18 protein-coding genes are annotated in these 26,359 nt (G+C 68.4%); 2 read left to right on the top strand and 16 right to left on the bottom strand.

Features of this window, described 5'->3' with window-relative positions; translation table 11 throughout:
* Positions 1–41 precede the first annotated feature (41 nt).
* The 8 genes from aceE to BA895_RS00500 form a co-directional block, all read right to left on the bottom strand.
* The gene (gene aceE, locus BA895_RS00535; protein ID WP_070189931.1) at positions 42–2,777 is read right to left on the bottom strand and encodes a pyruvate dehydrogenase (acetyl-transferring), homodimeric type; all 2,736 of its coding nucleotides are present in this window, start codon (positions 2,775–2,777) and stop codon (positions 42–44) included.
* Between the two features lie 58 nt (positions 2,778–2,835).
* Positions 2,836–3,717, bottom strand: coding sequence for a factor-independent urate hydroxylase (pucL, locus tag BA895_RS00530; protein WP_070189930.1), 882 nt, complete (start codon positions 3,715–3,717; stop codon positions 2,836–2,838).
* Complete coding sequence (locus BA895_RS00525; RefSeq protein WP_070189929.1) at positions 3,710–5,278, bottom strand: nucleobase:cation symporter-2 family protein; 1,569 nt, start codon at positions 5,276–5,278, stop codon at positions 3,710–3,712. Before BA895_RS00525 ends, pucL begins: the two co-directional genes overlap by 8 nt.
* 79 nt (positions 5,279–5,357) lie before the next feature.
* Positions 5,358–5,834: a peroxiredoxin gene (locus BA895_RS00520; protein WP_070189928.1), complete on the bottom strand. Its 477-nt coding sequence runs from the start codon at positions 5,832–5,834 to the stop codon at positions 5,358–5,360.
* Positions 5,835–5,888: 54 nt separating this feature from the next.
* Positions 5,889–7,175, bottom strand: coding sequence for an aldolase (locus BA895_RS00515; protein WP_070189927.1), 1,287 nt, complete (start codon positions 7,173–7,175; stop codon positions 5,889–5,891).
* Position 7,176: 1 nt separating this feature from the next.
* Positions 7,177–8,775: a malate synthase A gene (gene aceB, locus BA895_RS00510; RefSeq protein WP_070189926.1), complete on the bottom strand. Its 1,599-nt coding sequence runs from the start codon at positions 8,773–8,775 to the stop codon at positions 7,177–7,179.
* On the bottom strand, positions 8,772–10,256 hold the full coding sequence (locus BA895_RS00505; protein ID WP_070189925.1) for an NAD-dependent malic enzyme: 1,485 nt from the start codon (positions 10,254–10,256) through the stop codon (positions 8,772–8,774). Before BA895_RS00505 ends, aceB begins: the two co-directional genes overlap by 4 nt.
* A 280-nt stretch (positions 10,257–10,536) precedes the next feature.
* On the bottom strand, positions 10,537–11,214 hold the full coding sequence (locus BA895_RS00500; protein ID WP_217493783.1) for a FadR/GntR family transcriptional regulator: 678 nt from the start codon (positions 11,212–11,214) through the stop codon (positions 10,537–10,539).
* 41 nt (positions 11,215–11,255) lie between these two features.
* Between BA895_RS00500 and BA895_RS00495 the strand changes: the two genes are divergently transcribed.
* On the top strand, positions 11,256–12,587 hold the full coding sequence (locus BA895_RS00495) for an MFS transporter (protein WP_175442213.1): 1,332 nt from the start codon (positions 11,256–11,258) through the stop codon (positions 12,585–12,587).
* Positions 12,588–12,605: 18 nt separating this feature from the next.
* Here BA895_RS00495 and BA895_RS00490 read toward each other — a convergent pair whose 3' ends face one another.
* The 8 genes from BA895_RS00490 to BA895_RS00455 all read right to left on the bottom strand — a co-directional run bounded on the left by BA895_RS00490 (position 12,606) and on the right by BA895_RS00455 (position 25,328).
* Positions 12,606–15,461, bottom strand: a complete 2,856-nt coding sequence (locus tag BA895_RS00490) for an aconitate hydratase (RefSeq protein WP_070189923.1) — start codon at positions 15,459–15,461, stop codon at positions 12,606–12,608.
* Positions 15,462–15,515: 54 nt separating this feature from the next.
* Positions 15,516–16,259 (bottom strand): respiratory nitrate reductase subunit gamma, encoded by a 744-nt coding sequence (gene narI / locus BA895_RS00485; RefSeq protein WP_070189922.1) that lies wholly within the window; start codon positions 16,257–16,259, stop codon positions 15,516–15,518.
* Positions 16,259–16,915, bottom strand: coding sequence for a nitrate reductase molybdenum cofactor assembly chaperone (gene narJ, locus BA895_RS00480; RefSeq protein ID WP_070189921.1), 657 nt, complete (start codon positions 16,913–16,915; stop codon positions 16,259–16,261). The genes narI and narJ overlap by 1 nt, the downstream gene beginning before the upstream one ends.
* Positions 16,916–16,917: 2 nt before the next feature.
* On the bottom strand, positions 16,918–18,615 hold the full coding sequence (gene narH / locus BA895_RS00475) for a nitrate reductase subunit beta (protein ID WP_070189920.1): 1,698 nt from the start codon (positions 18,613–18,615) through the stop codon (positions 16,918–16,920).
* The gene (locus BA895_RS00470; protein ID WP_070190232.1) at positions 18,615–22,307 is read right to left on the bottom strand and encodes a nitrate reductase subunit alpha; all 3,693 of its coding nucleotides are present in this window, start codon (positions 22,305–22,307) and stop codon (positions 18,615–18,617) included. Before BA895_RS00470 ends, narH begins: the two co-directional genes overlap by 1 nt.
* Before the next feature lie 302 nt (positions 22,308–22,609).
* Complete coding sequence (locus tag BA895_RS00465) at positions 22,610–23,662, bottom strand: FUSC family protein (RefSeq protein ID WP_070189919.1); 1,053 nt, start codon at positions 23,660–23,662, stop codon at positions 22,610–22,612.
* 299 nt (positions 23,663–23,961) lie between these two features.
* Positions 23,962–24,660: a spermidine synthase gene (locus BA895_RS00460; RefSeq protein WP_070189918.1), complete on the bottom strand. Its 699-nt coding sequence runs from the start codon at positions 24,658–24,660 to the stop codon at positions 23,962–23,964.
* A 95-nt stretch (positions 24,661–24,755) separates the two neighbouring features.
* A complete protein-coding gene (locus tag BA895_RS00455) occupies positions 24,756–25,328 on the bottom strand; it encodes a helix-turn-helix domain-containing protein (RefSeq protein ID WP_070189917.1) in 573 nt (190 codons plus the stop codon).
* 48 nt (positions 25,329–25,376) lie between these two features.
* On the opposite strand from BA895_RS00455, the gene BA895_RS00450 reads away from it, so the two are divergent.
* Positions 25,377–26,345: a class I SAM-dependent methyltransferase gene (locus BA895_RS00450; RefSeq protein WP_139142451.1), complete on the top strand. Its 969-nt coding sequence runs from the start codon at positions 25,377–25,379 to the stop codon at positions 26,343–26,345.
* Positions 26,346–26,359: the final 14 nt, after the last annotated feature.

Below are 26,359 nucleotides of genomic sequence, written 5' to 3'. Positions count from 1 at the left end.
ACAGGCCCGGCTGAGGATCAAGCGGCGGATCAGTCTGCGGGTCAGGAGTCGCCGCCCGCCGTTCCCGTGGTGCCGGCGTTGACGTCGAGAAGGCGGTAACGCTCAGCCGCCTCACGGGCGACGGAGGCATCGACCTTGCCGTCGTCGGCGAGCAGCTGCAGCGCGCGCACCACCATGGAGTGCACGTCGATGTGGAAGAAACGACGGGCTGCAGCGCGGGTGTCGGAGAAGCCGTGGCCGTCGGCACCGAGCGTGGCGAAGGCGTTGGGCACGAACTGCCGGATCTGGTCGGGCACCTCAGAGGCGAAGTCGGTCGACGCGACGACCGGGCCAACCGCATCCTTCAGCTTCTCGGTGACGTAGGCCGTGCGCCGTTCGCCGTCGGCGTGCAGGAAGTTGTGCTCCTCGGCGGCCAGGCCGTCGCGGCGCAGCTCGGCCCAGGAGGTGACCGACCACACGTCGGCGCTGACCCCCCAGTCGCTGGCGAGCAGCTTCGCGGCCTCGAGCGCCCACGGCACCGAGACCCCCGAGCCCATCAGCTGGCATTGCGGTCCGTCGCCGGAACCCGTTGCCACCCGGTGCAGCCCGCGAATGATGCCGTCGATGTCGGCGTCGTCGGGCTCGGCCGGCTGGAGCATCGGCTCGTTGTAGACGGTGATGTAGTACATGACGTTCGACTCGGGCTTGCTGCTGCTGCCGGGCCCGTACATCTGCTCCAGGCCGGCCGCGACGATGTGGGCGATCTCGTACCCGTAGGCCGGGTCGTAGATCTTCATGGCCGGGTTGGTGGCGGCGAGGATCGGCGAATGGCCGTCGGCGTGCTGCAGGCCCTCACCGGTCAGGGTGGTGCGACCGGCGGTGGCGCCGATGATGAAGCCGCGGGCCATCTGGTCCATGGCCGCCCACATCGCGTCACCGGTGCGCTGGAAGCCGAACATCGAGTAGAAGACGTACACCGGGATCAACGGTTCGCCATGGGTGGCGTACGAGGTGCCCACCGCGGTGAAGGCGGCGAACGAGCCGGCCTCGTTGATGCCGGTGTGCAGAATCTGGCCCTTGGTCGACTCGGTGTACTTCAGGAACAGCGCGCGGTCGACGGCCTCGTAGTTCTGCCCGGCCGGGTTGTAGATCTTGGCCGTCGGGAAGAACGAGTCCATCCCGAAGGTACGGGCCTCGTCGGGAATGATCGGCACGACGCGGTGGCCGACTCCCTTGTCGCGCATGAGGTCTCGCAGCACGCGAACGAACGCCATCGTGGTGGCGGCCATCTGCTTGCCCGATCCCTTGCGCGACGTGGCGAACGCCGACACATCGGGCACCGTGACCTCGGTGCCCGTGGTGCGGCGCGACGGCACGTAGCCGCCGAGCACTCGCCGACGCTCCTGCAGGTACTGGATCTCGGGAGAGTCGTCGGCCGGCTTGTAGTACGGCACGTTGTAGGGGTCGGCGTCGATCTGCTCGTCGCTGATCGGGATGTGCAGCAGGTCGCGGAAGGCCTTGAGGTCAGCGGCCGTGAGCTTCTTCATCTGGTGGGTCGCGTTGCGTGCCTCGAAGTTCGCGCCCAGGCCGTAGCCCTTGACCGTCTTGGCCAGCACCACGGTGGGACGGCCGGTCGTGTTGCCCGCGGTGGCCGCGTGGTAGGCGGCGTAGACCTTGTTGTAGTCGTGCCCGCCGCGCTTGAGGTTCCAGATCTGGTCGTCGGTCAGGTCTTCGACGAGCTTGGCCGTGGCGTCGGTACGACCGAAGAAGTGCTCACGGATGTAGGCACCTGACTCACCCTTGTAGGTCTGGTAGTCACCGTCGACGGTCTCGTTCATGACGCGCACGAGGTCGCGACCGGCATCCTTCTCGAGCAGGGTGTCCCACTCGCGGCCCCACAGCACCTTGACGACGTTCCAGCCGGCGCCCCGGAAGAAGCCCTCGAGCTCTTGGACGATCTTGCCGTTACCTCGAACCGGGCCGTCGAGCCGCTGCAGGTTGCAGTTGATGACGAAGGTGAGGTTGTCGAGCTTGTCGTTCGCGGCCAGCTGCAGCAGGCCACGCGACTCGGGCTCGTCCATCTCGCCGTCGCCGAGGAAGGCCCACACGTGCTGGTCGGAGGTGTCCTTGATGCCGCGGCCCGTGAGGTAGCGGTTGAGCTGCGCCTGGTAGATGGCGTTCATCGGGCCGATGCCCATCGACACCGTCGGGAACTGCCAGAAGTCGGGCATCATCCGCGGGTGGGGGTAGCTCGGCAGGGCGTGCGGCGCCTTGGACTTCTCCTGGCGGAAGCCGTCGAGGTCTTCCTCTGACAACCGGCCCTCGAGGTAGGCGCGGGCGTACATGCCCGGTGAGGCGTGACCCTGGAAGAACACCTGGTCGCCCCCACCCGGGTGGTCGGGGCCGCGGAAGAAGTGGTTGAGGCCGACCTCGTACAGCGTCGAGGCGCCGGCATAGGTCGAGATGTGGCCGCCCACGCTGATGTCGGGGCGCTGAGCGCGGTGCACGAGCACCGCGGCGTTCCAACGCAACAGGCGTCGGTACTTGCGTTCGAGGTCTTCGTCGCCGGGGAAGTCAGGCTCCTGGTCGGCCGGGATGGTGTTGACGTAGTCGGTGGTGACGGGCTCGGCGCCGTCGATGCCGGATACCGCTGCGCGCTCACCCAGCATCCGTAGCACGGCGGAGGCGCCCTTCACCCCCCGCTCGCGCACCAGCTGGTCAAACGACTCAGACCATTCCCCCAGCTCTTCCCGGTCGATGTGAGCGGGGCTGTGGTTCTTGTTGGTCTCGGCGGTCATCGGTTCTCCCAGTGGTGTTGGCGAGCGGGGGTGGAGGATTTTCGCTACTGCAGCTGGATCAGCAGAAGCCGGCGATGCCGACCCACGGGGCCGGCTTCTCGGGCGCGCCCTTGCGCGCCACGGTGAGCTCGATCAGCCCGAAGGGCCGGTCAGCGGCGTAGAACACCTCGTTGGGGTTGTCCAACCCGGCGTAGCTCAGGTCGGAGGTGAAGTGGTGCTTGTTCGGGCAGCTGAACTTGACCTCGTCGATGCTGTCGTGCTTGCTGATGACGGCCTCGGCCATCTGGTACATCGTGTGCTGCAGCGCCTTCGAGTAACCCTGGGTGAAGGTCGTGAGCATCGTATCCTTGACGCTCTCGTAGGTGGCGTCGAAGTCGACGTCGGTGGTGTTGTAGCGCCACCGGGTCGCGATGTCGGTCGCGAGGATACGGTCCTCCGCCTCCTGCAGCGTCGTGTACTTGTCCTTCGGGTAGCCGACGAAGCCCGACTCGGTCGACTTCAGCACGGTCAGGCCGTAGAAGCCGCTGATCATGGTGTTGTCGTCGCCGTCGCGCACCAGCACGGCGGTGCGGGTCTCGGGCGAGCTTTTGTAGAAGCTGTGGTCGTGGTCGTTGATCCGCGTCCAGCCGTACTTCTCGGCGGCCCAGCGGCCACCGGTGACCCAGTCGAACTCGCTGGTGAAGTGGTCTCCCAGGCGCAGGAGGAAGGCCTCGGGCGAGGTGATGCCGTCTTTGGCGAAGGCGAACACGGTGTTCTTCTGCGTGTCGGTCGCGACGACGTGCTCGTTGTTGCCCTCGGTGTGCGCGGTGAGGAAGTCGCCCCGCAGCTGGGAGGTGACGAGCAGGTCGCTGATCTCGTGCCGGTCGGTGTCGCGGTTGATGCGCACGACGTGGTTCTCGGCCTTGCCGTACTGGTTGGCCGTAAGGATGACTTCACTCATTGTTCGACTCCTTTGTCGGTTGTGATGGCTGGTCGGGTGTTGCGGTCCGGTTGGCGTCGCGGTCTGCGAGGTGGCGCGGCTCCCAGACGCTTCCGGGGTGGCCCTGGCCGGCGTCGGGGTGGTAGTCGCGGCGGGCGCCCTTGCGGAGCCCTTCGCTGGTCAGGCGCTCCTCGTCTTCGTCGGAGATCGACATCGGCGCCGGCGCCTCGGCAAAGATCGGAGCCTCGACGTCGCCCTTGCGACCGACGATGTTGAAGATGTAGTTGAGCAGCACGGCGGTGACGGCGGCGGCCGTGATGCCCGAGTCGAAGATAACGATGAACCAGTCGGGGAACTTGTCGTAGAAGCCCGGCACCGCGATCGGGATGATGCCCATGCTGAGCGCGTAGGCGACGATGACGATGTTGGCGTTGCCCGAGAAGTCGACCCGGCTCAACGTGCGGATGCCGCTCGCTGCGACCGTGCCGAACAGCGCCAGACCGGCGCCACCGAGCACCGGCAGCGGCACGAGGTTGACGAGCGCGCCCAAGATCGGGAAGAGGCCCAGCAGCACGAGGATCACGCCGCCCCAGGCGACCACGAACCGGCTCTTGATGCCGGTGATGGCGACCAGGCCCACGTTCTGGGCGAAGGCGCTGACCGAAAAGCCGTTGAAGATGGCCGCGAACGCAGTGGCGCCCATGTCGGCGCGCAGACCGTTGGTAACGGTGTCGCGGTCGGCGGGCTTGTCGATGACCTCACCGATCGCCAGGATGTCGGCGGTCGTCTCGGTCATGATGACGAGCATCACGATGAACATCGACACGATGGCGCCCACGGCGAAGGTGGGCATGCCGAAGTGGAACGGTGTCGTGAGCTGGAAGATCGAGGCTTCGGTGATCTTGCCGAAGTTCGTCAGGCCGAACGGGATCGCCACGACCGTGCCCAGCACGAGCCCCAGGAGGATCGCCACGCGGCTGAGGTAGCCGGGGAGGAACCGGTAGATGATCACGATGATGGCCATCGTGATGGCCGCGAGCAGGATGTTCTTCGGGTCACCGAAGGTCTTGCTTCCCGCCCCGCCGGCCGACCACTTGATCGCAACCGGCAACAGCGCGATACCGATCACGGTGATGACCACGCCCGTGACGACCTCAGGGAAGAACCGGAGCAGCTTGGTGAACACCGGAGCCAGGAAGAAGGCCACGACGCTCGCGACGAGCAGTGCGCCGAAGACGGCGCGCAGCCCTTCGGTGCCGCCCTGGGCCGTACCGACCGCGAGGATGGTCGACACGGCTGCGAACGAGGTGCCCTGCACGATCGGCTGACGGGCACCGATCTTCCAGACGCCGATGGTCTGCAGGAGGGTGGCGAGGCCCGAGATGAACAGGCCGGCCGAGACGAGGTAGGTGATCTCGGCGCCGCTCAGCTTCAGCGCGGTGCCGACGATCAGGGGAACGGCGACGACGCCGGCGTACATGCTGAGCACGTGCTGCAGCCCGTAGAGGATCATCTGCGGGATGGGCAGCTTCTCATCCACAGGATGAACCTCGGCGACTGCCGGGGTGAACTTCTCGGTCATGGGTGCTCTCCTTTGAGCGATGGAGCCGGGTCAACAGGGGTAGAGCAGAGCTGGAGCGGGTGGGTCAGGCTGGGCGAGGTCAGACTCCGAGGTCGGCGCGAAGGGCCGTGACGTGGGTGTTGGCGTCGAGCGAGTACTCGACCGAGGTGAGCTCGCCGTCGGCGTCGATGACGAAGGTGGAGCGGAGCGGCCCGACCATCGACTGGCCGCCCACGACCTTGTCTCCGAAGGCACCCCACCGTTTCGCGGCAACGTGGTCGGGGTCGGAGAGCAGGTCGTGCCCCACCCCGTTGGCGTCGGCGAACTCGCGCAGGGTCTCTGGCGAGTCGGCGCTGACGCCGAAGACGGTGTAACCGGCTCGCTCGAGGTCGCTGCGGCTGTCACGGAAGTCGCAGACCTCCTTGGTGCAGCCTGGCGTGAACGCCTTCGGGAAGAAGTAGACGATGACCGCGTTGCCGCGCAGCTGCGTGAGCGAGCGCGTCTCGCCGTTCTGGTTCTGCAGGTCGAGCTCCGGGGCGGAGTCACCGACGGAAAGCACGGTGCGGTCTGTGGTCATGGTCTGCTCCTTGATGAGGGTCTGGGGCGGTTGGGGCCCGCTGCGGAAGACGAGTCAGGCGCTCGCGCGCAGACTCTCGGTGTCGGAGTGCGGTCGGGCCAGGGCGGCGATGGCGGCCGCGCCGAGACCGGTGGTCGCGATCAGCTCGGACTCGTCGATCGCTCCGCAGGCGTGACCGCGCTGGAGAAAGCGGGACAGGGCCCGGGCGGTGGCCGGTTCGTCCATGATGGCCGATTCGGTCTTTGACACGTAGTTCGCGAGCCGCGTTGCGGCCCGGTCGAACCCGGAGCGGTAGAAGGCGAAGGTCGTGAGGTAGCGCGTCGGGAGCTGGCCGAAGTGGAGGTCCCAGCCCTGGTAGTAGCCACGCCGAAGGGCGCGCTCGACCAGACCGGCGTGCAGCGCCCAGGCCGAACGCACCTGCTCGGGCGACCCGACAGGGAGCACGTTGGTCGAGCCGTCGGAGAGGTGCACCCCTGTGCCGGCGGCGGCTAGCTGCATGACGGTCTTGGCGTGGTCGGCCGCGGGATGGTCTGACGCCTGGTACTCGGCCGCGATCTGCAGCGAGGCGCTGTAGTCGTAGGTGCCGTAGTGCAGCGAGGTGACCCGCCCGCCGGCCACGTGGATGGCGGTGGCCACCGGGGCCGACCCGTCGGGGCCGAGGATCAGCTGAGGCGTCTCGACCTGGATCTCGAAGCCCAGCGCACCCCGCTCAAGACCGTGCGCCGACTCGAGCGCCTCACAGACGGAGACCATCGCCTCGACCTGGCTGACGGTGCTCACCTTCGGGAAGGTGAGCACGAGCTGCTCAGGCACCTGTCCCACGCGCTCGAGCAGCGAGCCGAGGAAGAGGTCGAGGGTGCGGATGCCACGGCGTCGGGTCGGCGCCTCGAAGCACTTGAAGCGGATGCCGATGAAGTCGGGGCTCGTGCCGGCCTCCAAGGCGTCGGCTACGGCACCGGCCGCCGTGACGCTGTCGGCGTCTTCGGCCGCGTCGCCGCGGTCGCCGTAGCCGTCTTCGAAGTCGAGGCGCAGGTCTTCGATGGGGGCCGTGCGCAGTTTCGTGTCAACGCGGCCGGCGACCTGCTCGGCCACGTCACCGGTCAGGCCCAGGTCGGCGGCAAGGGCGGAAAGCCCGCCGTGCTGCTCGACCAGGTCGAGCGCAGCAGCGCCCCACTGCCCCGGCAGCGCGGGGGTGTAGCGGTCGGCCGGAACGTAGACGGTGTGAACGGGCTGGCGCCGACCGTCGTCGCCGGGGTAGGCCTGCTCGAGCATGTCGTCGGTGTCACCCAGCTCGGCGTCGACCCCGCGCAGAAAGTCGTCGGGCAGAACGGCATCCGCCATCTCAGATCACCTCTTCGTACGCGGGAAGGGTAAGGAAGTCGACGAAGGCCTCGTCGAGGCACAGCTTGGCGATGAGGGCCTTGGCCGGCTCGTAGTAGCGAGCGAAGTCGTCAGCCGCCACCTCGCTACGGAGCCGCTCGGCCTCCTCGTCGAGCAGGCGCGAGACGAGGTCACGGGTGACGGTGTCGCCCGTGTCGTCGAGCACCGAGGCGTTGGCGATCTGCTGCCAGACCTGTGAGCGCGAGATCTCGGCGGTGGCAGCGTCTTCCATGAGGTTGTGGATGGCGACGGCGCCGTTGCCCGAGAGCCAGACCGCCGTGTAGGCGAGCGCGACGTAGAGGTTGCCGCGCAGGCCGGTGAGGGTGTTGGCGCCCTTGGCCGAGCTGATGTCGAGCAGCTGGTCGGCGGTGACGTTGACGTCGTCGCGCTGGCGCTCGACCTGGTTCGGCCGGTCGCCCAGCACACTGTCGAAGACCTCGCGGCAGACCGGCACGAGGTCGGGGTGCGCGACCCACGAGCCGTCGAAGCCGTCGCCGGCCTCACGGGTCTTGTCGGAGCGCACCTTCTCGAACGCGGCCGCGTTGACGTCGGCGTCACGGCGGCTCGGGATGAAGGCCGCCATGCCGCCCATGGCGAAGGCGCCGCGCCGGTGGCAGGTCTTGACCAGCAGCTCGGAGTAGGCGCGCATGAACGGCGCCGTCATGGCGATGTCGGCGCGGTCGACGAGCACGAACTGCGAGCCGGCGTCACGGAAGTACTTGATGATGCTGAAGAGGTAGTCCCAGCGGCCGGCGTTGAGGCCCGAGGCGTGATCGCGCAGCTCGTAGAGGATCTCGTCCATCTCGAACGCGGCCGGGATGGTCTCGATGAGCACCGTGGCGCGGATGGTGCCGTGCTCGATGCCCAGCTCGGCCTCGGCGAAGGTGAACACGTCGTTCCAGAGGCGGGCCTCGAGGTGACTCTCCATCTTGGGCAGGTAGTAGTACGGGCCGTGGCCGTTGTCGAGCAGCAGCTGCGCGAGGTGGAAGAAGTGCAGGCCGAAGTCGACGAGGCCACCGACCGTGCGCTGGCCGTCGACGAGCACGTGCGCCTCGCTCATGTGCCAGCCGCGGGGGCGGGTGACGACCACGGCGAGCGGGGCGTCGGTGCGCAGCCGATAATCCTTGCCGTCGTCACTGGTGAACGACAGGGTGCCGCGGGCGCCGTCACGCAGGTTGCGGATTGCGCTGACGACGTTCGGCCAGGTGGGGCAGCTGGCGTCTTCCAGGTCGGCGAGCCACACCTTGGCGCCGGAGTTGAGGGCGTTGATCGCCATCTTCTCGGGCGTGGCGGGGCCGGTCATCTCGACGCGACGGTCTTGCAGGGCCGGCGGCGCCGGGGCGACCGTCCAGTCGGACTCGCGCACCTCGCGGGTCTCGGGCAGGAAGTCGAGCCCCCCCGCCGCGGATGCCGCTGCCTGCTTGGCCCCACGGTCGGCGAGCAGCTCGTCGCGGCGGGCCGCGAACTTCACGTGCAGCTTCTCGAGAAAGGCGAGCGCCTCGTCGGTCAGAATCTCGTCGGCTCCGGCGACCGGGTTGCGGTCGGTGACCTCGATGCTCATGATGCGTCTCCGTGGTTGTGGGTGCTGGTGTCGGTACCGGCGACGATGGCGCCGCTGTCGAGGCTGTCGTCGCCCTCGGCGCTCACGGTGGCGAGGCCGTGGGCGTGGGCCGAGGCGACGACCGCTGCAGCCACCGAGGTGGCGACTCTGGGGTCGAACACGCTCGGCACGATGTAGCTGGCGTTGAGCTCGTCGGCGCTGACGCAGTTGGCGATGGCCTCGGCGGCGGCCACGAGCATGGGCGTGGTGATGTCGGAGGCGGCCGCGTCGAGCAGCCCCCGGAACAGGCCCGGGAACGCGAGCACGTTGTTGATCTGGTTCGGGAAGTCGCTGCGACCGGTGGCCACGACGGTCGCGTGCTTGGCGGCATCCAGCGGGTGGATCTCGGGCGTGGGGTTGGCCAGGGCGAACACGATGGCGTCGGGCGCCATGGTGGCGATGTGCTCAGCCTGCAGGATGTTCGGCCCCGAGACTCCGATGAAGACGTCGGCACCGACGAGCACCTCGTGCAGGGTGCCCTTGACGTTGTCGGGGTTGGTGTTCTCGGCGAGCCACTGGCGGTGCTCGTCGGTGTAGGTCTCGCCGGCGTGGAGCGAGCCGTTGCGGCCGCACGCGATGATGTTCTCGGCGCCCTGGGCGTGCAGGAGGCGAGCGATCGCGCTGCCCGCGGCGCCCGCGCCGCTGATGACGATCTTGGTGTCGGTGATGTTCTTGCCCACGACTCGAAGGGCGTTGATCAGGGCCGAGAGCACGACGATGGCGGTGCCGTGCTGGTCGTCGTGGAAGACGGGGATGTCGAGCTCTTCACGCAGTCGGCGCTCGATCTCGAAGCAGCGGGGGGCCGAGATGTCCTCGAGGTTGATGCCGCCGTAGACCGGGGCCATGGCCTTGACGATCATGATGATCTCTTCGGTGTCCTTGGTGTCGAGGCACACGGGCCAGGCGTCGACATCGGCGAAGCGCTTGAACAGGGCCGCCTTGCCCTCCATCACCGGCATGGCGGCTGCGGGGCCGATGTCACCGAGGCCGAGCACAGCGGTGCCGTCGGTGACGACGGCCACGGTGTTGCGCTTGATCGTGAGCCGACGGGCGTCGGCCGGGTTCGCGGCGATCGCCAGGCAGACCCGGGCCACACCGGGGGTGTAGGCGCGGGAGAGGTCGTCGCGGTTGCGCAGCTCGACCTTCGACTCGACCGACAGCTTGCCGCCGAGGTGCATCAGGAAGGTGCGGTCGCTGACCTTGCGCACGGTGACGCCCTCGAGGGCGTCGACAGCAGCGCTCACGCGAGCGGCGTGGGCTTCGTCCTCGGTGTTGGCGGTGATGTCGACCACGACGTCCTGATGGGTCGACTCGACGATGTCGAGGGCGGTGATCTCAGCCCCGGCGGAGGCGGCGGCGGCCGCGAGTTCTGACGTCGCGCTGAACCCGGCGGGGGCAGCGACACGCATGGTGATGGCGTATCCGGGGCTGGGGCGTGTCATTGAGGGCCTCTCGATCGGAGCATCTTTGATTCCGTATTATGGATATTAGAGTCCGTCCTGCGGAATTTCAAGAGCAGACGCTCTTCAGCCTAGTGACCTGCATCACAGCTGCGAAACCCTTGAGAGTCAGGTCTGCCACCTTGCGGCTGAGGGTGGAGGGGTCCGCACGGCCAGGCCAGAGCCGAGCACCCGTCGGTCGCACGACCGGAACGTCACGGCATCCTGGTCGATGCCCCGAACGCGAGAGCGCGCCCACGCCGGGCCGCACTTCGCGCACCGACTAGAGAGCCGACGTCGCCGGATCCGTGGCGGTGTGAACCTCGTGGATCACGGCGCGCACACACTCGACCGCGGCAGCGCTGTCGCCGGCGCGGATAGCAGCCACGAGGGCAGAGTGGTCGATATGGGTCGTGCCCGTCAGGCCGTCAGCCACGGAGGCCTCGATGCTGGCGCGCAGCTCGTCGAGGAACCCGCGGTAGACCCGGGAAAGGAACGGGTTGTGCGCCGCGTCGACCACTCCGAGGTGCAGGTCGAGGTCGGCATCGACCCATGGGCCGAGCGCGCCCGCCGCCCAGGCCAGCTCGCGCGCGACCAGGGCACGGCCGAGCGCCTCGACGTCTGACGCGGTTCGCCGCTCTGCGGCCAGACGCGCCGCCTCGGCCTCGAGGGCTGCACGCACCTCGAGGATGTGGCCGTGCTCGACGCCGCCCATCCGTCGGTTCATGAGCACCGTCAGCTCGTCGCTGGCGCGCACCCGGGTGCCGTCACCCTGACGCACCTCCAGGATGCCGACGTGGGCCAGGGCCCGAACCGCCTCCCGCACGGTGCTGCGACCGACCCCGAGCTGCGCGGCCAGCGGCCCCTCGGCCGGGATGCGCTCGCCGACGACCCACGTGCCGGCGGCCACGAGACTCTTCAGCTCGTCGACCACCCGTTCGACCAGACCTCGACGGTCCATTCGCCCTCCAAACATCAGATGATCTGATGTTATGCTGGGTCGTGCCCGATCAGCAACCCGCCCCGACCGCAGCTCGGACGACCCGTGCCAGCCGTGCTGCCGGCCGCTCTGACGTATCCGGACCCACCGGGCGTGAAGGTCGCCGGCTCGCTCTCGGCGGGGCGCCCCTGCTCGCGATCCTGCTGGCGGCGTTCAACCTGCGCGCGGGCATCAGCAGCATCGGCCCGGTTCTCGTGCAGGTTCGGGCCGACACCGGGCTCTCCTCGACACTGGCCGGCCTCATCACCTCGATCCCGCTCGTGTGCTTCGCCGTCGTCGGGGTGAGTGCTCCGGCGCTGGCTCGCCGCTTCGGTGCCGAGACCGTGATCGGGTGGTCGGCCGGCCTGCTGGGGGTCGCGCTGCTCGCTCGGGTCACCGGCGGCACCGCCACCCTGCTGGCCGGCACCCTGCTCGCCTGCGCCGGCATCGCTCTGGTCAACGTGTTGTTGCCCGTCGTCGTCAAGACCCACTTCCCGACGCGGATCGGTGTCATCACCGGCGTCTACACCGCGGCCCTGGCCGCCGGCTCCGCGACCGCCGCCGCGGTCAGTGCCCCGCTGGCCGACCTCTTCGGGTGGCAGGCTGCTCTCGGTGCTTGGGGGGTGCTCGCCCTCGTCGGCACAGCCGTCTGGGTCGTGGTGATGAGATCGCGGGGCGGGTTGGGCGCCGCAACGGTTGATCGGGCTTCGGCAGCCGACTCGTCGGAGTCGTCACTCTCCAGGGGGACTCCCCTCTCGCACCTGGTTCGCCAGCCGATGGTGTGGGCGCTGGCCGTCTTCTTCGGCACCCAGGCCGTGCTCGCGTACGTACAGATGGGCTGGCTACCGACGATCTTCTCGGATGCCGGTTTCTCGGCAGGCGAGAGCGGCCTGCTGCTGTCGGTCTCGATCGTCGCCGGGGTGCCCGTCGCGTTCCTCGCGCCGGCACTGGCTGCGCGGCGGGCCGACCAGCGCCCGTGGACGGTCGGCCTGACACTGGTTTCGATCTCCGGCGTGACCGGTCTGCTCCTCGCCCCGGCGCAGGGCGCCTGGCTGTGGGCCGTCATGCTCGGCGTCGGCTCTGGAACCTTCCCCCTCGTGCTCAGCCTCTTCGGGCTGAAGACCCGCTCCCCCTCCTCGACCGCCGCCGTCTCTGCGTTCGGCCAGAGCGTCGGCTACCTGATCGCCGCCGTCGGCCCCTTCGGCTTCGGACTGTTGCACGACGCCGAAGGCGGCTGGTCGCTACCGCTGGCGGGCGTGCTCGGGGTGCTGTTCGTGCAGGTGCTGGCCGGCGCCGTAGCCGGCCGACCGGTGATCATCCCCGACCCTGCCGATGCGGCCATCAGCTCAGCCTGACCCCAGGCGTCTTTCCGCTCACACATCATGGTGCTGTGGCGCCGGGTCGCCGGTAGCGGGAAGGTCGTCTTCGGCGTCGAGGAGGTACCGCAGGACGTACTGGAGGATCCCGCCGTGGCGGAAGTAGGCCTTCTCGGCGGGGGTGTCGATGCGCACCCTTACGGAGAGCTCTCGGGTCGTAACGTCGCTCTGGACACGGATGGTGACGTGGTCCGGGACCGTCTCTGCGCCGGTGAGGCCCACGATCGAGAAGAGCTCCTCGCCGGTGAGCCCGAGGCTCTGCGCCGACTCTCCTTGGTGGAACTGCAGCGGCAGCACGCCCATGCCGATGAGGTTCGACCGGTGGATCCGTTCGAACGAGGTGGCCAGCACCGCCTTGACTCCGAGTAGCAGCGTGCCCTTCGCGGCCCAGTCCCGCGAGGACCCCGAGCCGTAGTCGGCGCCGGCGATGACCATCAGGGGCACGCCCTCGGCGGCGTAGCGGGAGGCGGCCTCGAAGATGGTGGTCGCCTCGCCCCCAGGCAGGGAGCGGGTCACGCCACCTTCCACTCCGGGGACGAGCTGGTTACGCAGCCGGATGTTGGCGAACGTGCCTCGGATCATGACCTCGTGGTTGCCTCGCCGGGAGCCGTAGGAGTTGAACTCACCCGGCGCAATGCCCTGCTCGACCAGATACCGGCCTGCGGGTGAGTCCTTCTTGATGGCGCCGGCGGGTGAGATGTGGTCGGTCGTCACCGAGTCACCGAGCAGCACCAGCACCCGTGCATCGGCGATGTCTGCCAGCGGTTCGGGCTCGCGGGGCATGCCGTCGAAGAACGGTGGCGAACGCACGTAGCTCGACGAGTCCTGCCACTCGAACATGTCTCCCGACGGAAGGTCGAGGCTCTTCCAGTTCTCGTCACCCGAGAACACGTCGGCGTAGCCGTCGGTGAACATCTTGGCCTGCACGAACCGGTCCACGATCTCACTCACCTCGTGGGGGGTCGGCCAGATGTCGCGCAGGTACACCGGATTGCCGTCCTGGTCGTGACCAAGCGGGTCGCGCGTCAGGTCGACCTGCATGCTTCCGGCGAGTGCATAGGCGACGACCAGCGGTGGTGACATGAGGAAGTTCATCTTGGTCTGGCCGTGGATACGGCCCTCGAAGTTGCGGTTGCCCGACAGCACCGAGCTGACGTTGAGGTCGCGGTCGTTCACGGCGTCGCTGACCTGTGGAATGAGCGGGCCGGAGTTGCCGATGCAGGTGGTGCACCCGTAGCCGACCAGGTTGAAGCCGAGCTGGTTCAGGTAGGGCGTCAGGCCGGAACGGTCGAAGTAGTCGGTGACCACCCGGGACCCGGGCGCAAGAGAGGTCTTCACCCACGGCTTGCTGGACAGGCCTCGTTCGACCGCTTTCTTGGCCAGCAGCCCCGCACCCACCATGACCGATGGGTTCGAGGTGTTGGTGCACGAGGTGATCGCAGCGATCACCACCGACCCGTGGTCGATGCTCGCTGCGGTGCCGTCGTCGAACGAGACGACCACGCGGTCCGAGGGGCAGGCGTGTTCGTCACTGGGGGAGGTGGGGCCGCTCGGTCGGTCAGACTCGTGGTCACCCGTGACCGCGACCGGGTCGCTCGCCGGGAAGGACTCCGAGGAGGCCTCGTCGAGGCCGGTGGGGCCGGCCGTCTGGGCCGGGCTTGCCTGCTTGGCCAGCAGGTGGCGAATCTCCTGCTGGGCAGAGCTCAGCGCGATCCGGTCCTGGGGCCGGGTCGGCCCCGCAATCGACGGCTCGACAGTGGCGAGGTCGAGCTCGACCGTCTTGGAGTAGACCGCTTCGTGGTGCGGGTCGTGCCACAGGCCCTGGCGCTTGGCGTAGGCCTCAACGAGGGCGACCTGCTTCTCGGGGCGCCCCGTCAGGCGCAGGTACCTCAGCGTCTCGTCGTCGATCGGGAAGATCGCGCAGGTCGAGCCGTACTCCGGGCTCATGTTGCCCAACGTCGCGCGGTTCGCCAGTGGCACATTGGCCACACCGGGCCCGTAGAACTCCACGAACTTGCCCACCACCCCCGTTTGGCGCAGCCGTTGCGCAACGGTCAGCACCAGGTCGGTCGCGGTGGCGCCGTCGGGCAGCTCACCGGTCAGCTTGAACCCGAGCACCTGTGGGATCAGCATGCTCATCGGTTGGCCGAGCATGGCCGCCTCGGCCTCGATGCCGCCCACGCCCCAGCCGAGCACGCCGAGCCCGTTGACCATCGGCGTGTGTGAGTCGGTGCCGGCCAGGGTGTCGGGGTAGGCCATCAACCCGTTGGCGCCCTCCCTGGTGAACACCACCCGGGCCAGGTACTCCAGGTTCACCTGGTGACAGATGCCCGTGTCTGGTGGCACCACCAAGAAGTCGTCGAACGCCTGCTGGGCCCAGCGCAGCAGCTGGTACCGCTCCTGGTTGCGCTCGAACTCCAGGTCGGAGTTGCGGCGGAAGGCGTCCTCGCGACCGAACACGTCGGCGATCACGGAGTGGTCGATGACCAGCTCGACCGGCACCAGGGGGTTGATCTTCTGCGGGTCTCCACCGAACGCCTTCATCGCATCGCGCATGGCGACCAGGTCGACCACGCAGGGCACCCCGGTGAAGTCCTGCAGCAGTACGCGAGCGGGAACGAACTGGATCTCGGTGCCGTGCTGGGCCGTCGGGTCCCAGGCGGCCAGCGCCCGAACCTGATCGGCGTGAACGATGACGCCGTCCTCGTTGCGCAGCAGGTTCTCGAGCAGCACCTTGAGGCTGTAGGGCAGCCCCGCCGCCGCCTCTACCCGGTCAAGGGCGTAGATCTCGTAGGACTCCTCGCCGACTCGCAGCTGGTCCCGTGCTCCGAAGCTGTTCAGGGTTTCCTTCACGTCATCTCCAATGTTCACGGTTGGTCTGCTCGAACGGTCAGGTCGAACCGGGGCCTATCGGCGGCGGGGAATGGTGTCGACCTTGTCCCAGCCGCGACGGCGTGACCTGGACCCCTCGTGCGCATCCCGGGTTCGGTACAGGATGTACGGGCGGAAGACGTAGCCGAGCGGCGCGGTGAAGACGTGCACGAGGCGGGTGAACGGCCACAGCGCGAACAGGCCGATGGCCAGGATGGCGTGGATCTGGAAGCTCAGCGGTGCGGCCACCATCAGGTCGGGCTTGGGGCTCAAGTAGAAGATGCTGCGGAACCAGACCGACACACCTCCTCGGTAGTTGTAGTCCCCCACCAGCTGGGAGCCGGTGTTGACCAGACCGAGCACGATCACCAGGCCGAGAACGAGGTACATCAGCTTGTCCATCCGGCTGGTCGCGCCCATGACGGCCTTGGTGAACCGCCGCCGGTAGACGAGGCCGACGAACCCGACGATCGTGCCGATGCCGGCGACCACCCCGATGGAGATGGCGAGGAAGTGGTACATCCCCTCCGAGATCCCCACCGCGGCCGTCCAGGTCTGCGGCACGCCCAGGCCCATGACGTGGCCGAGGAAGACCGCCAGGATGCCGAAGTGGAACATCGGGTTGGCCCACCGCAGGATGTCGCGCTCGTACATCTGGCTCGATCGGGAGGTCCAGCCGAACTTGTCGTAGCGGTACCGCCACACATGGCCGAGCACGAAGATCGTCAGGCAGATGTAGGGAAAGATCAGCCACAGGAACAGGTCCAGGTCACTGTTCATCACACGCCTCCAGAGGTCGGTGCCAGCTCTGGCATCCCGTAAGGGCTCAGGCCGACCTGCTCATCGGCGGGCCCGTCCGCGATCAGCCGTTGCACGGCTTCGTGGTCCTTGCCCTTCAGCGGCGGCAGGGTGGCGCACACGGCCTCCACCGCCCCGCCCCAGGGGGAGCCGATCTCGGTCAGATGCAGGCGCAGCAGCTCGAGCCCGGCCCGGTTGTCCAGAAGCATCTTCACGCCGGCGCGCTGGTCGGTGGTCGCCGCGAACTCGAGCACGACGCAGAGGTGGTCGGGCAGCTGGTCGTCGGTGAGCACCAGGCCGGCCCGGGTGTACACCTGCTTGATCCGGAGCAGGGCCAGTCCGCGTTTCCTGGTCTCCCCGTTGGAGAAGTAGGTGAGGAACAGGCAGCCTCGTCGACGGGTGTCGAAGGTGTCGACGTAGTCGCTCTCCGAGACCCGCAGCGGCTGGCGACGCAGGTGCTCGATGGTGGCATGCAGGCCGGCACCGAGCTTGACGGGCAGGCTGGCGGCCACCTCGGTGAGCAGGTCCATCCGGGCGAAGAGGGTCTGGTCGGGGTAGTCCAGCAGCACCGACGCGGCCTGCCAGGTACGGGTGAGCACGTCTTCGGAGTATTTGAGGTTCGGGACCCGTGGCGCCATGGCTAGCCCCCCGTGCCCGGGTGGGCCGGGTCGGTCGGTTTGGTGGAGGCGTCGGCCGCGTCGGGAAACAGCCCCTCCGGGGTCCCTCTGCCGTTCCAGTTCAACAGGTTGATCCGCACCCCCTCCGGACGGGACGGAACCGGGGAACCGCCTCCCCTGGCGGGGTTTTCGGCGAAGGAGCCATCCATGCCGCCGATGCCGCCGATGCCGCCCATGCCGCCCGTGTCTCCGCTGCCGCCCATGCCCGGCCCGCCGTCGACATCGAGGGAGCACTCCGTGGCGATGTTCTCCAGCTTGTGAGCATCTTCGTAGTGCGCCGGCGGAATGACGTAGCGCTCGTTGTACTTGGCGATCGCCAGCAGCCGGTACATGTCTGTCATCTGCTGACCGGTCATGCCGACCGACTCGGGGATCGCCTCGTTGGGCTCCCACCCCATGTTGATGTCGCGCATGTAGGAGCGCATGGCCGCGAGCTTGCGCAGCACGCCGTCCACCGGCCTGGTGTCGCCGGCGGTGAACAGTCCGGCGAGATACTCGATCGGGATTCGCAGCCGGTCGATGGCGGCGAAGAGGTTCTCGTGGCGCTCGCCGTCCTCTCCCGTTTCGCTGACGGCATCCACGACCGGTGACAGGGGTGGGATGTACCAGACCATCGGCATGGTGCGGTACTCGGGATGCAGCGGCAGCGCGACCTTGTAGTCGCTGATCAGCGCGCGGATAGGTGAGCGGCGAGCGGCCTCGATCCAGTCCTCGGGGATGCCGGCCGCGTGCGCCTCGCGGATCACCTCGGGGTCGTTCGGGTCGAGGAAGACATCCCGCTGGGCCTCGTAGAGCCCGCGCTCATCGGGTGTTGCGGCCGCCTCCAGCACACGGTCGGCGTCGTAGAGCATGAGCCCCAGGTACCGCAGCCGCCCCACGCACGTCTCGGAACAGATGGTCGGCTGCCCCACCTCGATCCGCGGGTAGCAGAACGTGCACTTCTCGACCTTGCCGGTCTTGTGGTTGAAGTACATCTTCTTGTACGGGCACCCCGTCACACACTGCCGCCAGCCGCGGCACCGGTCCTGGTCGACCAGCACGATGCCGTCCTCTGCGCGCTTGTAGATCGCGCCGGTCGGGCAGGCCGCGACGCAGGCGGGGTTGAGGCAGTGCTCGCAGATCCGCGGCAGGTAGAACATGAAGGTCTGCTCGTACTCGAACCTGATCTTCTCGCTCACCTTCGCCAGCACCGGATCGTTGTGAGTGTTCTCCACCGAGCCGGCGAGGTCGTCGTCCCAGTTCGACGACCAGGTGATCGTGGTGTTCTCGCCGGTGAGCAGCGACTTGGGGCGCGCCACCGGCATGTGTTTCTGCGCCGGGGCGGTCGTCAAATTCTCGTAGTCGTAGGTCCAGGGCTCGTAGTAGTCCTTGATCCCCGGCAGATAGGGGGCCGCGAAGATGGTGGAGAGGTTCTTCAGCCGGCCGCCCGCCTTCAGCTTGAGGCGGCCTCGACGGTTGAGGGTCCAGCCGCCCTTCCACCTCTCCTGGTCCTCGTAGGTGCGCGGATACCCCTGGCCGGGTCGGGTCTCCACGTTGTTGAACCAGATGTGCTCAGCGCCGGACCGGTTCGTCCACACCTGCTTGCAGGTGACCGAACACGTGTGGCACCCGATGCACTTGTCGAGGTTCATCACCATCGCCATCTGCGCCATGACCTGCATCAGTAGGTCACCTCCTGGTTGCGGCGACGAATCACAGTGACCTCATCGCGCTGGTTGCCGGTCGGGCCCATGTAGTTGAAGGCGTAGGTCTGCTGGGCGTACCCGCCGACCAGGTGCGTGGGTTTGATCATCAGCCGCGTCAGCGAGTTGTGGTTCCCACCCCGTTCCCCCGACGTCTCCGACAGCGGCATGTCGATGAGCCGGTCCTGCGAGTGGTACATGTACACGGTGCCTTCCGGCATCCGGTGAGAGACGATCGCTCGGGCGGTGACCACCCCGTTGCGGTTGACCGCCTCGATCCACTCGTTGTCGCGCACGCCGATCTTCTCGGCGTCCTGCGGGCTCATCCAGATTCCCGGGCCGCCACGAAAGAGCGAGAGCATGAACAGGTTGTCCTGGTACTCGGAGTGGATCGACCATTTGTTGTGCGGTGTGAGGTAGCGCACCGAGACCCCGTGCGACGGGGTGTCCCCGATCGCCGGCTCGTCGAAGAGGGCGGTCATATCGAGCGGCGGCCGGAACGTCGGCAGCCCCTCACCGAGCTCGATCATCCAGTCGTGGTCGAGGTAGCAGTGCATCCGGCCGGTCAGGGTGTGCCAGGGCTTCAGCCGCTCGACGTTGACCGTGAACGGCGAGTACCGACGTCCGCCGGTCTCTGACCCCGACCACTCGGGGGAGGTGATCACCGGTGCCGGGCCGCGCTGCGTGTCGACGAACGTGACCCGGTGGCCCTCGTTCTCGGACGCGAGATCATGCAGCTGACGCCCGGTGCGCTTCTCCAGCGTCTTGAAACCCTCGGTCGCCAGGTGCCCGTTCGTCGTGCCCGAGAATCTCAGGATCATCTCGCAGGCCTGGATGTCGTGCAGGATGTCGGGCCGGCCGTCCGCGACACCGCCGCGAACGAAACCGTTCATCTCCCGCAGCTCAGCGACCTCGCGGGTGAGGTCGTAGGTGACTCCCTTGGTCGTCGCGCCGAGGGTGTCCACCAGCGGCCCCACTGCCCGCATCATGTCGCCCACGGCGGTGTAGTCGCGCTCGACCTCGATGATCCGCGGCATGGTCACCCCGGGCACCGGCTCACAGTCGCCGCGCTTCCAGTCGAGCACCCGGCCGTGGGGTAGCGCCATGGCGTCGGGCGTGTCGTGGGTCAGCGGGGCGGCGACGACGTCGGTCTGCTTGCCGAGGTGGCGCACCGCCAGTCGGCTGAAGACCCGAGAGATCTGCTGCCAGGCATCCCAGTCGGTTCGCGACTGCCAGGGTGGAGAGATCGCGGGGTTGAACGAGTTGACGAACGGGTGCATGTCGGTGGTCGACAGGTCGTACTTCTCGTACCAGGTGGCGGCCGGCAGCACGATGTCAGACAGCAGCGTCGAGCTCGTCATGCGGAAGTCGAGGGTGGTGAGCAGGTCGAGCTTTCCGGTGGGCGCCTCCTCGCGCCACTTGACGTCTTTGGGGCGGTGCCGTTCGGGGGTCTCATGGGCGCTGATGGTGTGCGACGCACCCAAGAGGTGGTTGAGGAAGTACTCGTTGCCCTTGGCCGACGAGCCGAACAGGTTGGACCGCCACAGCGACAGAACCCGGGGAAAGTTCTCCGGCGCGTCGGGGTCTTCCGCCGCGAACTTGAGCCGCCCGGCCTTGAGCTCGTCGACCACGTAGTCGGCGGTGCTCTGGCCCGCTTCGCGCGCCTGGGTGCTGATGAACAGCGGGTTGCGGTCGAAGGTCGGGTAGGACGGCATCCAGCCCAGGCGGGCGGACTGGGCGATGACGTCGGCGGTCGTCTGGCCGGCCAGCTGGCCCTTGCCGGTCTGAGCGGTGAGCGTGTCGGCGCCGAACTGGTCGTACCGGAACTGGTCGGTGTGCAGGTACCAGTAGGCGGTCTGAATCATGTTGCGCGGCGGGCGCATCCAGTCGAGCGCGTTGGCCAGCTGGGTGTAGCCAGTGAGCGGCCGCACCTTCTCCTGGCCGACGTAGTGGGCCCACCCGCCGCCGTTCACGCCTTGGCAACCGGTGAGCGTGGTCAGCGCCAGGAACGTGCGGTAGATGGTGTCGGAGTGGAACCAGTGGTTGGTCCCGGCCCCCATGAGAATCATCGAGCGGCCATGGGAGTCGACAGCGTTCTGGGCGAACTCCCGGCCGATCCGCTCGGCCGCCTCTGCGGTGACCCCCGTGACCGTCGCCTGCCAGGCCGGCGTGTACGGGCAGGTTGCATCGTCGTAACCGGTCGGCCACTCGCCCGGGAGCCCCGGCCGCCCGACACCGTACTGAGCCAGCAAAAGGTCGAAGACGGTGGTCACCAGCCGGCCGGCCACCCGGCGTGCGGGCACCCCGCGACGGATGACGCCCACGTTGCCCTGCCCGGCGTCGAACCGGGGCAGGTCGACCGAGACGGTGACCTCGGCGCCGTCGAGCAACGACAGCCTGGGCTCGATGTCACCCAGGTCGAGGTTCCACTTGCCCTCGCCCGTTTCGCCGTACCGGTGCCCGAGGGTGCCGTGCGGCACTCTGATCCGGTCGGTGGTGGCGTCGACGAGCACCGGCTTGAACGCCGCGTTCTCGGCTTCGGTCTCGATCTCGTCAGTCAGGTCGGCGGCGGTGAGAAACTTGCCGGCGGTGTGGGTGAGTTCGCCGTCGGCGTCGTGGGCGGCATCCAGGGTGACCAGGAACGGCAGGTCGCTGAACTGCTTGACGTAGTCGGTGAAGTACGGCGTCTGGCGATCGACGTAGAACTCCTTGAGGATGACGTGGCCCATCGCCATCGCCAGCGCGCCGTCGGTGCCCGGCTCGGCCGGCAGCCACTCGTCGGCGAACTTGGTGCTGTCGGCGTAGTCGGGCGAGACGACGATGACCTTCTGGCCGCGGTAGCGCGCCTCCACCATCCAGTGCGCGTCAGGCGTGCGGGTCACCGGGACGTTCGTGCCCCAGATGATCAGGTAGCCGGCATCCCACCAGTCCCCCGACTCGGGCACATCGGTCTGGTCGCCGAACACCTGCGGCGAGGCGACCGGCATGTCGGCGTACCAGTCGTAGAAGCTGAGCATCGACCCGCCGATGAGGTTGACGAAGCGCGCGCCCGAGGCGTGCGAGACCATCGACATCGCTGGGATGGGCGAGAAACCGGCGACCCGGTCAGGCCCCCACCTGCGGATGGTGTGCACGTGGGCGGCAGCGACGATCTCGATGGCCTCGTCCCACGAGGCTCGGACCAGGCCGCCCTTGCCGCGGGCGCTCTTGTAGCGAGCCGAACGCTCCGGGTCCTCGGTGACGTCGGCCCATGCGAGCACGGGGTCGGTCAGCCTCGCCTTGGCCTCTCGGTACATCTCCAACAGCACGCCGCGGATGTACGGGTATCGGGTGCGGGTCGGCGAGTAGGTGTACCACGAGAACGACGCCCCGCGGGGGCATCCCCTCGGCTCGTACTCCGGCTTGTCGGGCCCGGTGGTCGGGTAGTCGACGGCCTGGGTCTCCCAGGTGATGATCCCGTCTTTGACGTAGACGTTCCAGGAGCAAGAGCCCGTGCAGTTGACCCCGTGCGTCGACCGGACGACCTTCTCGTGGCTCCATCGGTCGCGGTAGAAGGCATCACCGGAGCGCCCGCCGACCTTGATCAGGGCTCGCCCGTCGGGAGAAACCTCTTGTTTGGGGGTGAAGAACCGACGAGTGCTGATCAACGCATCCGTCAGCTTGCTGTTCATCGTCGTGCTCACCGAGACCCGCTTCCCGCCGGCCCGGTTCGACCGACTTGAGATCGCTCGCGGTCCCCGATCTGCCGCCTCCAAGCGAGCTGTGCGCCAGGGCGACCGTGCTCTTCACGTTAGCAACGTCAAGCGTTTTCGTCACGCAATCGACCGGAGCAGACCTAGCGGCCGCCACCCGGGTGGCAGTGACCTCGGCCCGATTGCCGGATGCCGCATCCCGCCGGCGTTCGAAGGATGCGGTGTCGCGGCGGGGTCAGCGGCATCCCGGATCGTTGCTCACACCCGCTCCTCGGGTTGCGTCAGACGGGCTCACCTTCGGCCTGGCGCAGCCGATCCGGCACGACCAGCAGCACGGCGACCGCGATGGCGGCGCCGAGCACCGTCTCGAGGAGGCGGTCACGCACGAGCGGCCCGGCCGGAGCGGGGCGCACCAGCTGACCGACGAGCAGCGCCAGGGGAGTGATGAACAACAGGGCCACTGCGTAGTTGCGTGCGACGAAGAGCTCGGCGAGCACCTGCAGGGCCGCGATGACGAGCACGGCGACCACGCCGTTCACGTCGAGCGAGAGCAGCAGGGCAGCAACCCCGATCCCGATGAACGTGCCGATGACGCGGTGCACCGACCGGGTCAGCCGCGATGACCGGTCGGGGCCGGAGAGCACCGCGATCGCCGCGACCATCGCCCAGTACGGGTGCTGCCAGTCGAGAGCCGTCGCCACGCCGCCGGCAACGAGCAACGCAACGACGTAGCGAAGCAGGTGAGCCCGGGCGCCGGGCGCGTTCCAGGCGTCGGCGAACTGCGGGTTCGGCGGTACAGGGCGCTCCCAGGCGCCGGGGTCACGCAGAGCCCCGAGGTTGCCGACGAAGATCGAGAAGAGGGCGCTGGCGGCGGCGACCCCGAACGCGAGAGGTACGTCCAGGGGTGTCGCCGGGAGCACACCGCACACCGCGAACCCGAAGAGGATGAAGATCGGCCCGGGAGGGTGCCATCCGTACGCGTCGGAGGTCAGCGAGCCGGCGGCTGCGAGCAGGGCGCCGAGCCCGACGACGAGCCAGCGTGAGTCGGGCACCAGCGCGACCACGGTGCCGAGCGTGACAGCGCCCACGAGGAAGAAGCCTGCGACCGCCTGCATCCCGGCGCGCTGGGCCCGCGTGTGGTGGCGCCCGTAGAGGCTGACAAAGGCTCCGAAGACGGCGAAGGCGGCCCACTCCACCCGTCCAACGAGCACGAGCACCAGGAGCGGGACAAGCACCGAGGTGCCAGCCCGGAGTGCAACCCGATGGGCGGCCCCGTGCGGGCCGAGCCGCACGAGCGAGGCCGCGACCCGGTTGCGCGACGATGGGGCGCTCATGGGCCTGCAGTCTATGAGCCTTCCGGAACCGCGGGTTCTCGCCACATCCACAGCCGACGAGCTCCACATCGGCTCCCCCGGCCGGGACCGTCGATGGCCTGGCCGCCGGGATGCCGCTGGTGCTCGAGGACACGAAGGAGCAGCACCGCCTGCTGCTGATCTCCGCCGGTCTCGCCGCGGTGAGCGCCGAAATGCTGTCGGTATTGGTGTCCTGCGCTGGCGTCGTGTTGGACCACGCGCGGTCCGCCGCATCCGGTCAGGCGATGACCCGAGCCGGACGCCGTGAGAGGACGGCGTGTTCAGCGACGAGGGCGGACCGCCAGGTACACGGTGTTGGCCGACTCCCCACCGGTGAGCGGGTTGGGGAACGAGACCACCTGGGCGTCGGCCTGCTCGAAGGCCTCGGCCATCCGCCGCACCACCTCCGGCTCGGGTGGCTCGTCAGACCACAGCGCGAAGGCCCCGTCGTCGGCGAGCATCGCGGCGACTCGCGCGAACCCCGGGGCCGTGTAGAGGTCACCGTGGTCGTCACGGAGCAGCCAGTCGGGTGCATGGTCGATGTCCAGCAGCACCGCGTCATAGGTTCGGTCGGCACGACCTGCGCGAACCACGTCGAAGAAGTCGTCGCACACGAGACGCACCCGCGGGTCGGAGGACAGCCCCTGGGTGTCGGGGATGAGGTCGCGATCGTGCCAGGAGATGACGATCTGCAGGGCCTCGATGACGGTCAGCTCGGTGACCCGGTCGTCGTCGAGCGCCGCCACCGCGGTGTAACCGAGCCCGAGCCCGCCCACCAGCACGGTCAGTGAGGTGCCGGCCACAGCCGCGAGACCGATCCGGGCCAGCTCACGCTCACCGGTGGTGAACTGACTGGACATGAGAAAGTCGTCGCCGAGCTTGACCTCGTGCACGTCTCGCTCCGTGATGCGGTCCCAGCGCCGGCGAAGGCTGATGGCACCCCAGGGGGTGTCGCCCCAGTCGAGCTCCTGGATCTTCATCCGCCGAGACTAGTTCTGTTAACGGGCGCTCGTTGCTGCCGCTCCGAGCTCCCCTCTCACTCAGCCCGACGCAGCGGGCCCACCAGCACTTGGTCTCACTCAGGCGCCGGGTCGAGATGGGCCCGACGTCCGTCGCGGTCCAGCACGACGATGATCTCGACCGGGTCATCGGCCGTGGGGATCGCGTGCGGCACCATCGTCGAGAACTGCGCCGACTGGCCCTCCTCGACGAGCACGACGCGATCACCGAGGTGCAGTCTGGCGGTTCCCGAGAGCACGGTGAACCACTCGTGCCCCGGGTGCACGCCGAGCGGGCCGGAGTGGCGCCGAGCCGTGATCCGCATCTTCGCCACCACGAGGCCGTGGGGCTCGTCCTCGCGGGTGAGCAGCCACGTCGTGCGGCCGTGGGCGGTGTCACGGCGCGGGTGGATCACGACGTCGTCGTCGCCCGCGAGCTCGACGAGCTGGTCGATGCTCGTGCCCAGGGCTCGAGCGATGGGTCTGAGCTGGTCGATGGCGATCCGGCGATGCCCGGTCTCGATACGGCTGAGCGTCGAGGCGCTGAGACCGCACCGCCTGGAGAGAGCATCCAGGGACCACCCGAGGGCGAGGCGCAGACCGCGAACCCGGGCACGGATCACGGAGTCGAGGTCGGCTTCTTGCGTCATTGGCAAGATCATATGCTTGCGGCGCAAGCACCTCCTACGGTGGGAGTCATGTCGCACGCCCCACCCGAAAACGCCCCCCAAGCCCGCCGAGCCCCCAGAACCCCCCGAACCCCCCGAACCCCCCGAACCCACGAGAAGCTCGGCCCAGCCGACAGTCACGGCGTACCTGCCCACAACCACGACGGTTCGCCGATCGAGGTCGAGCTCGACGATCTGCTCGACCTCGATGGGCAGGTCCTGCGGCACTACTGGGACGCTGCGCTCGACCGGGTGACGACCGCCGTGACACAGGGGCACGATGGTGATCGGGTGACGCGAACCCGCGTCGTTGACCTCGGGGCCGGCACCGGGGCGCTGGGGCTGGCCCGCCGGCTGCCCCATGGCGAGGTCGTCGCCGTCGACGTCTCAGAGCAGTCGCTCGCTCGCGTGAACGCCAAGGCACAGGCCGCCGGCTTGGGTGAGCGGGTGCGCACACTGGTGGCCGACCTCGACACCGGCTGGCCCGACCTCGCTCCGATCGACCTCACGTGGGCCTCGATGTCGCTGCACCACCTCACCGACCCGACGCGCTCGCTCTCGCAGCTGCGTCAGATCACCCGAGGCGACGGGCTGATCGCCGTGGCCGAGTTCGACGAGCCCCTACGCTTCCTGCCCGACGATCTCGGCGTCGGCCGAGCCGGCTTCGAGACGCGGGCACTCGAGGCGCTGGCCAAGGTCCACGCGCAGGCCCTGCCGACCCTGGGTGCGTCCTGGGCTGCGGTGCTCGGCCAGGCGGGATGGACCGTCGTCGACCAGCACGACTTCGTGATCGACGAACGCTCGCCGGTGCACCCGCTGGCCGGCCCGTACGCCCGAGCCTGGTTCGACCGACTCTCGCGTGGTCTCGGCGACCTCCTCGACGCCGACGACCGGCTCACGCTCGAGGCCCTGCTCGACGACGGTGGCCCGCAGGCGCTGCTGCACCGCACCGACCTGCATCTGCACGGCGTGCGCACGGTGACGCTCGCCCGGCCCTGACCCGGCGACCCTGC

The organism is Humibacillus sp. DSM 29435 (assembly GCF_001758225.1).
Lineage (GTDB): Bacteria > Actinomycetota > Actinomycetes > Actinomycetales > Dermatophilaceae > DSM-29435.
Note: the sequence above shows the minus strand (reverse complement) of the source record. Positions and strands in the feature narration are given on the sequence as shown.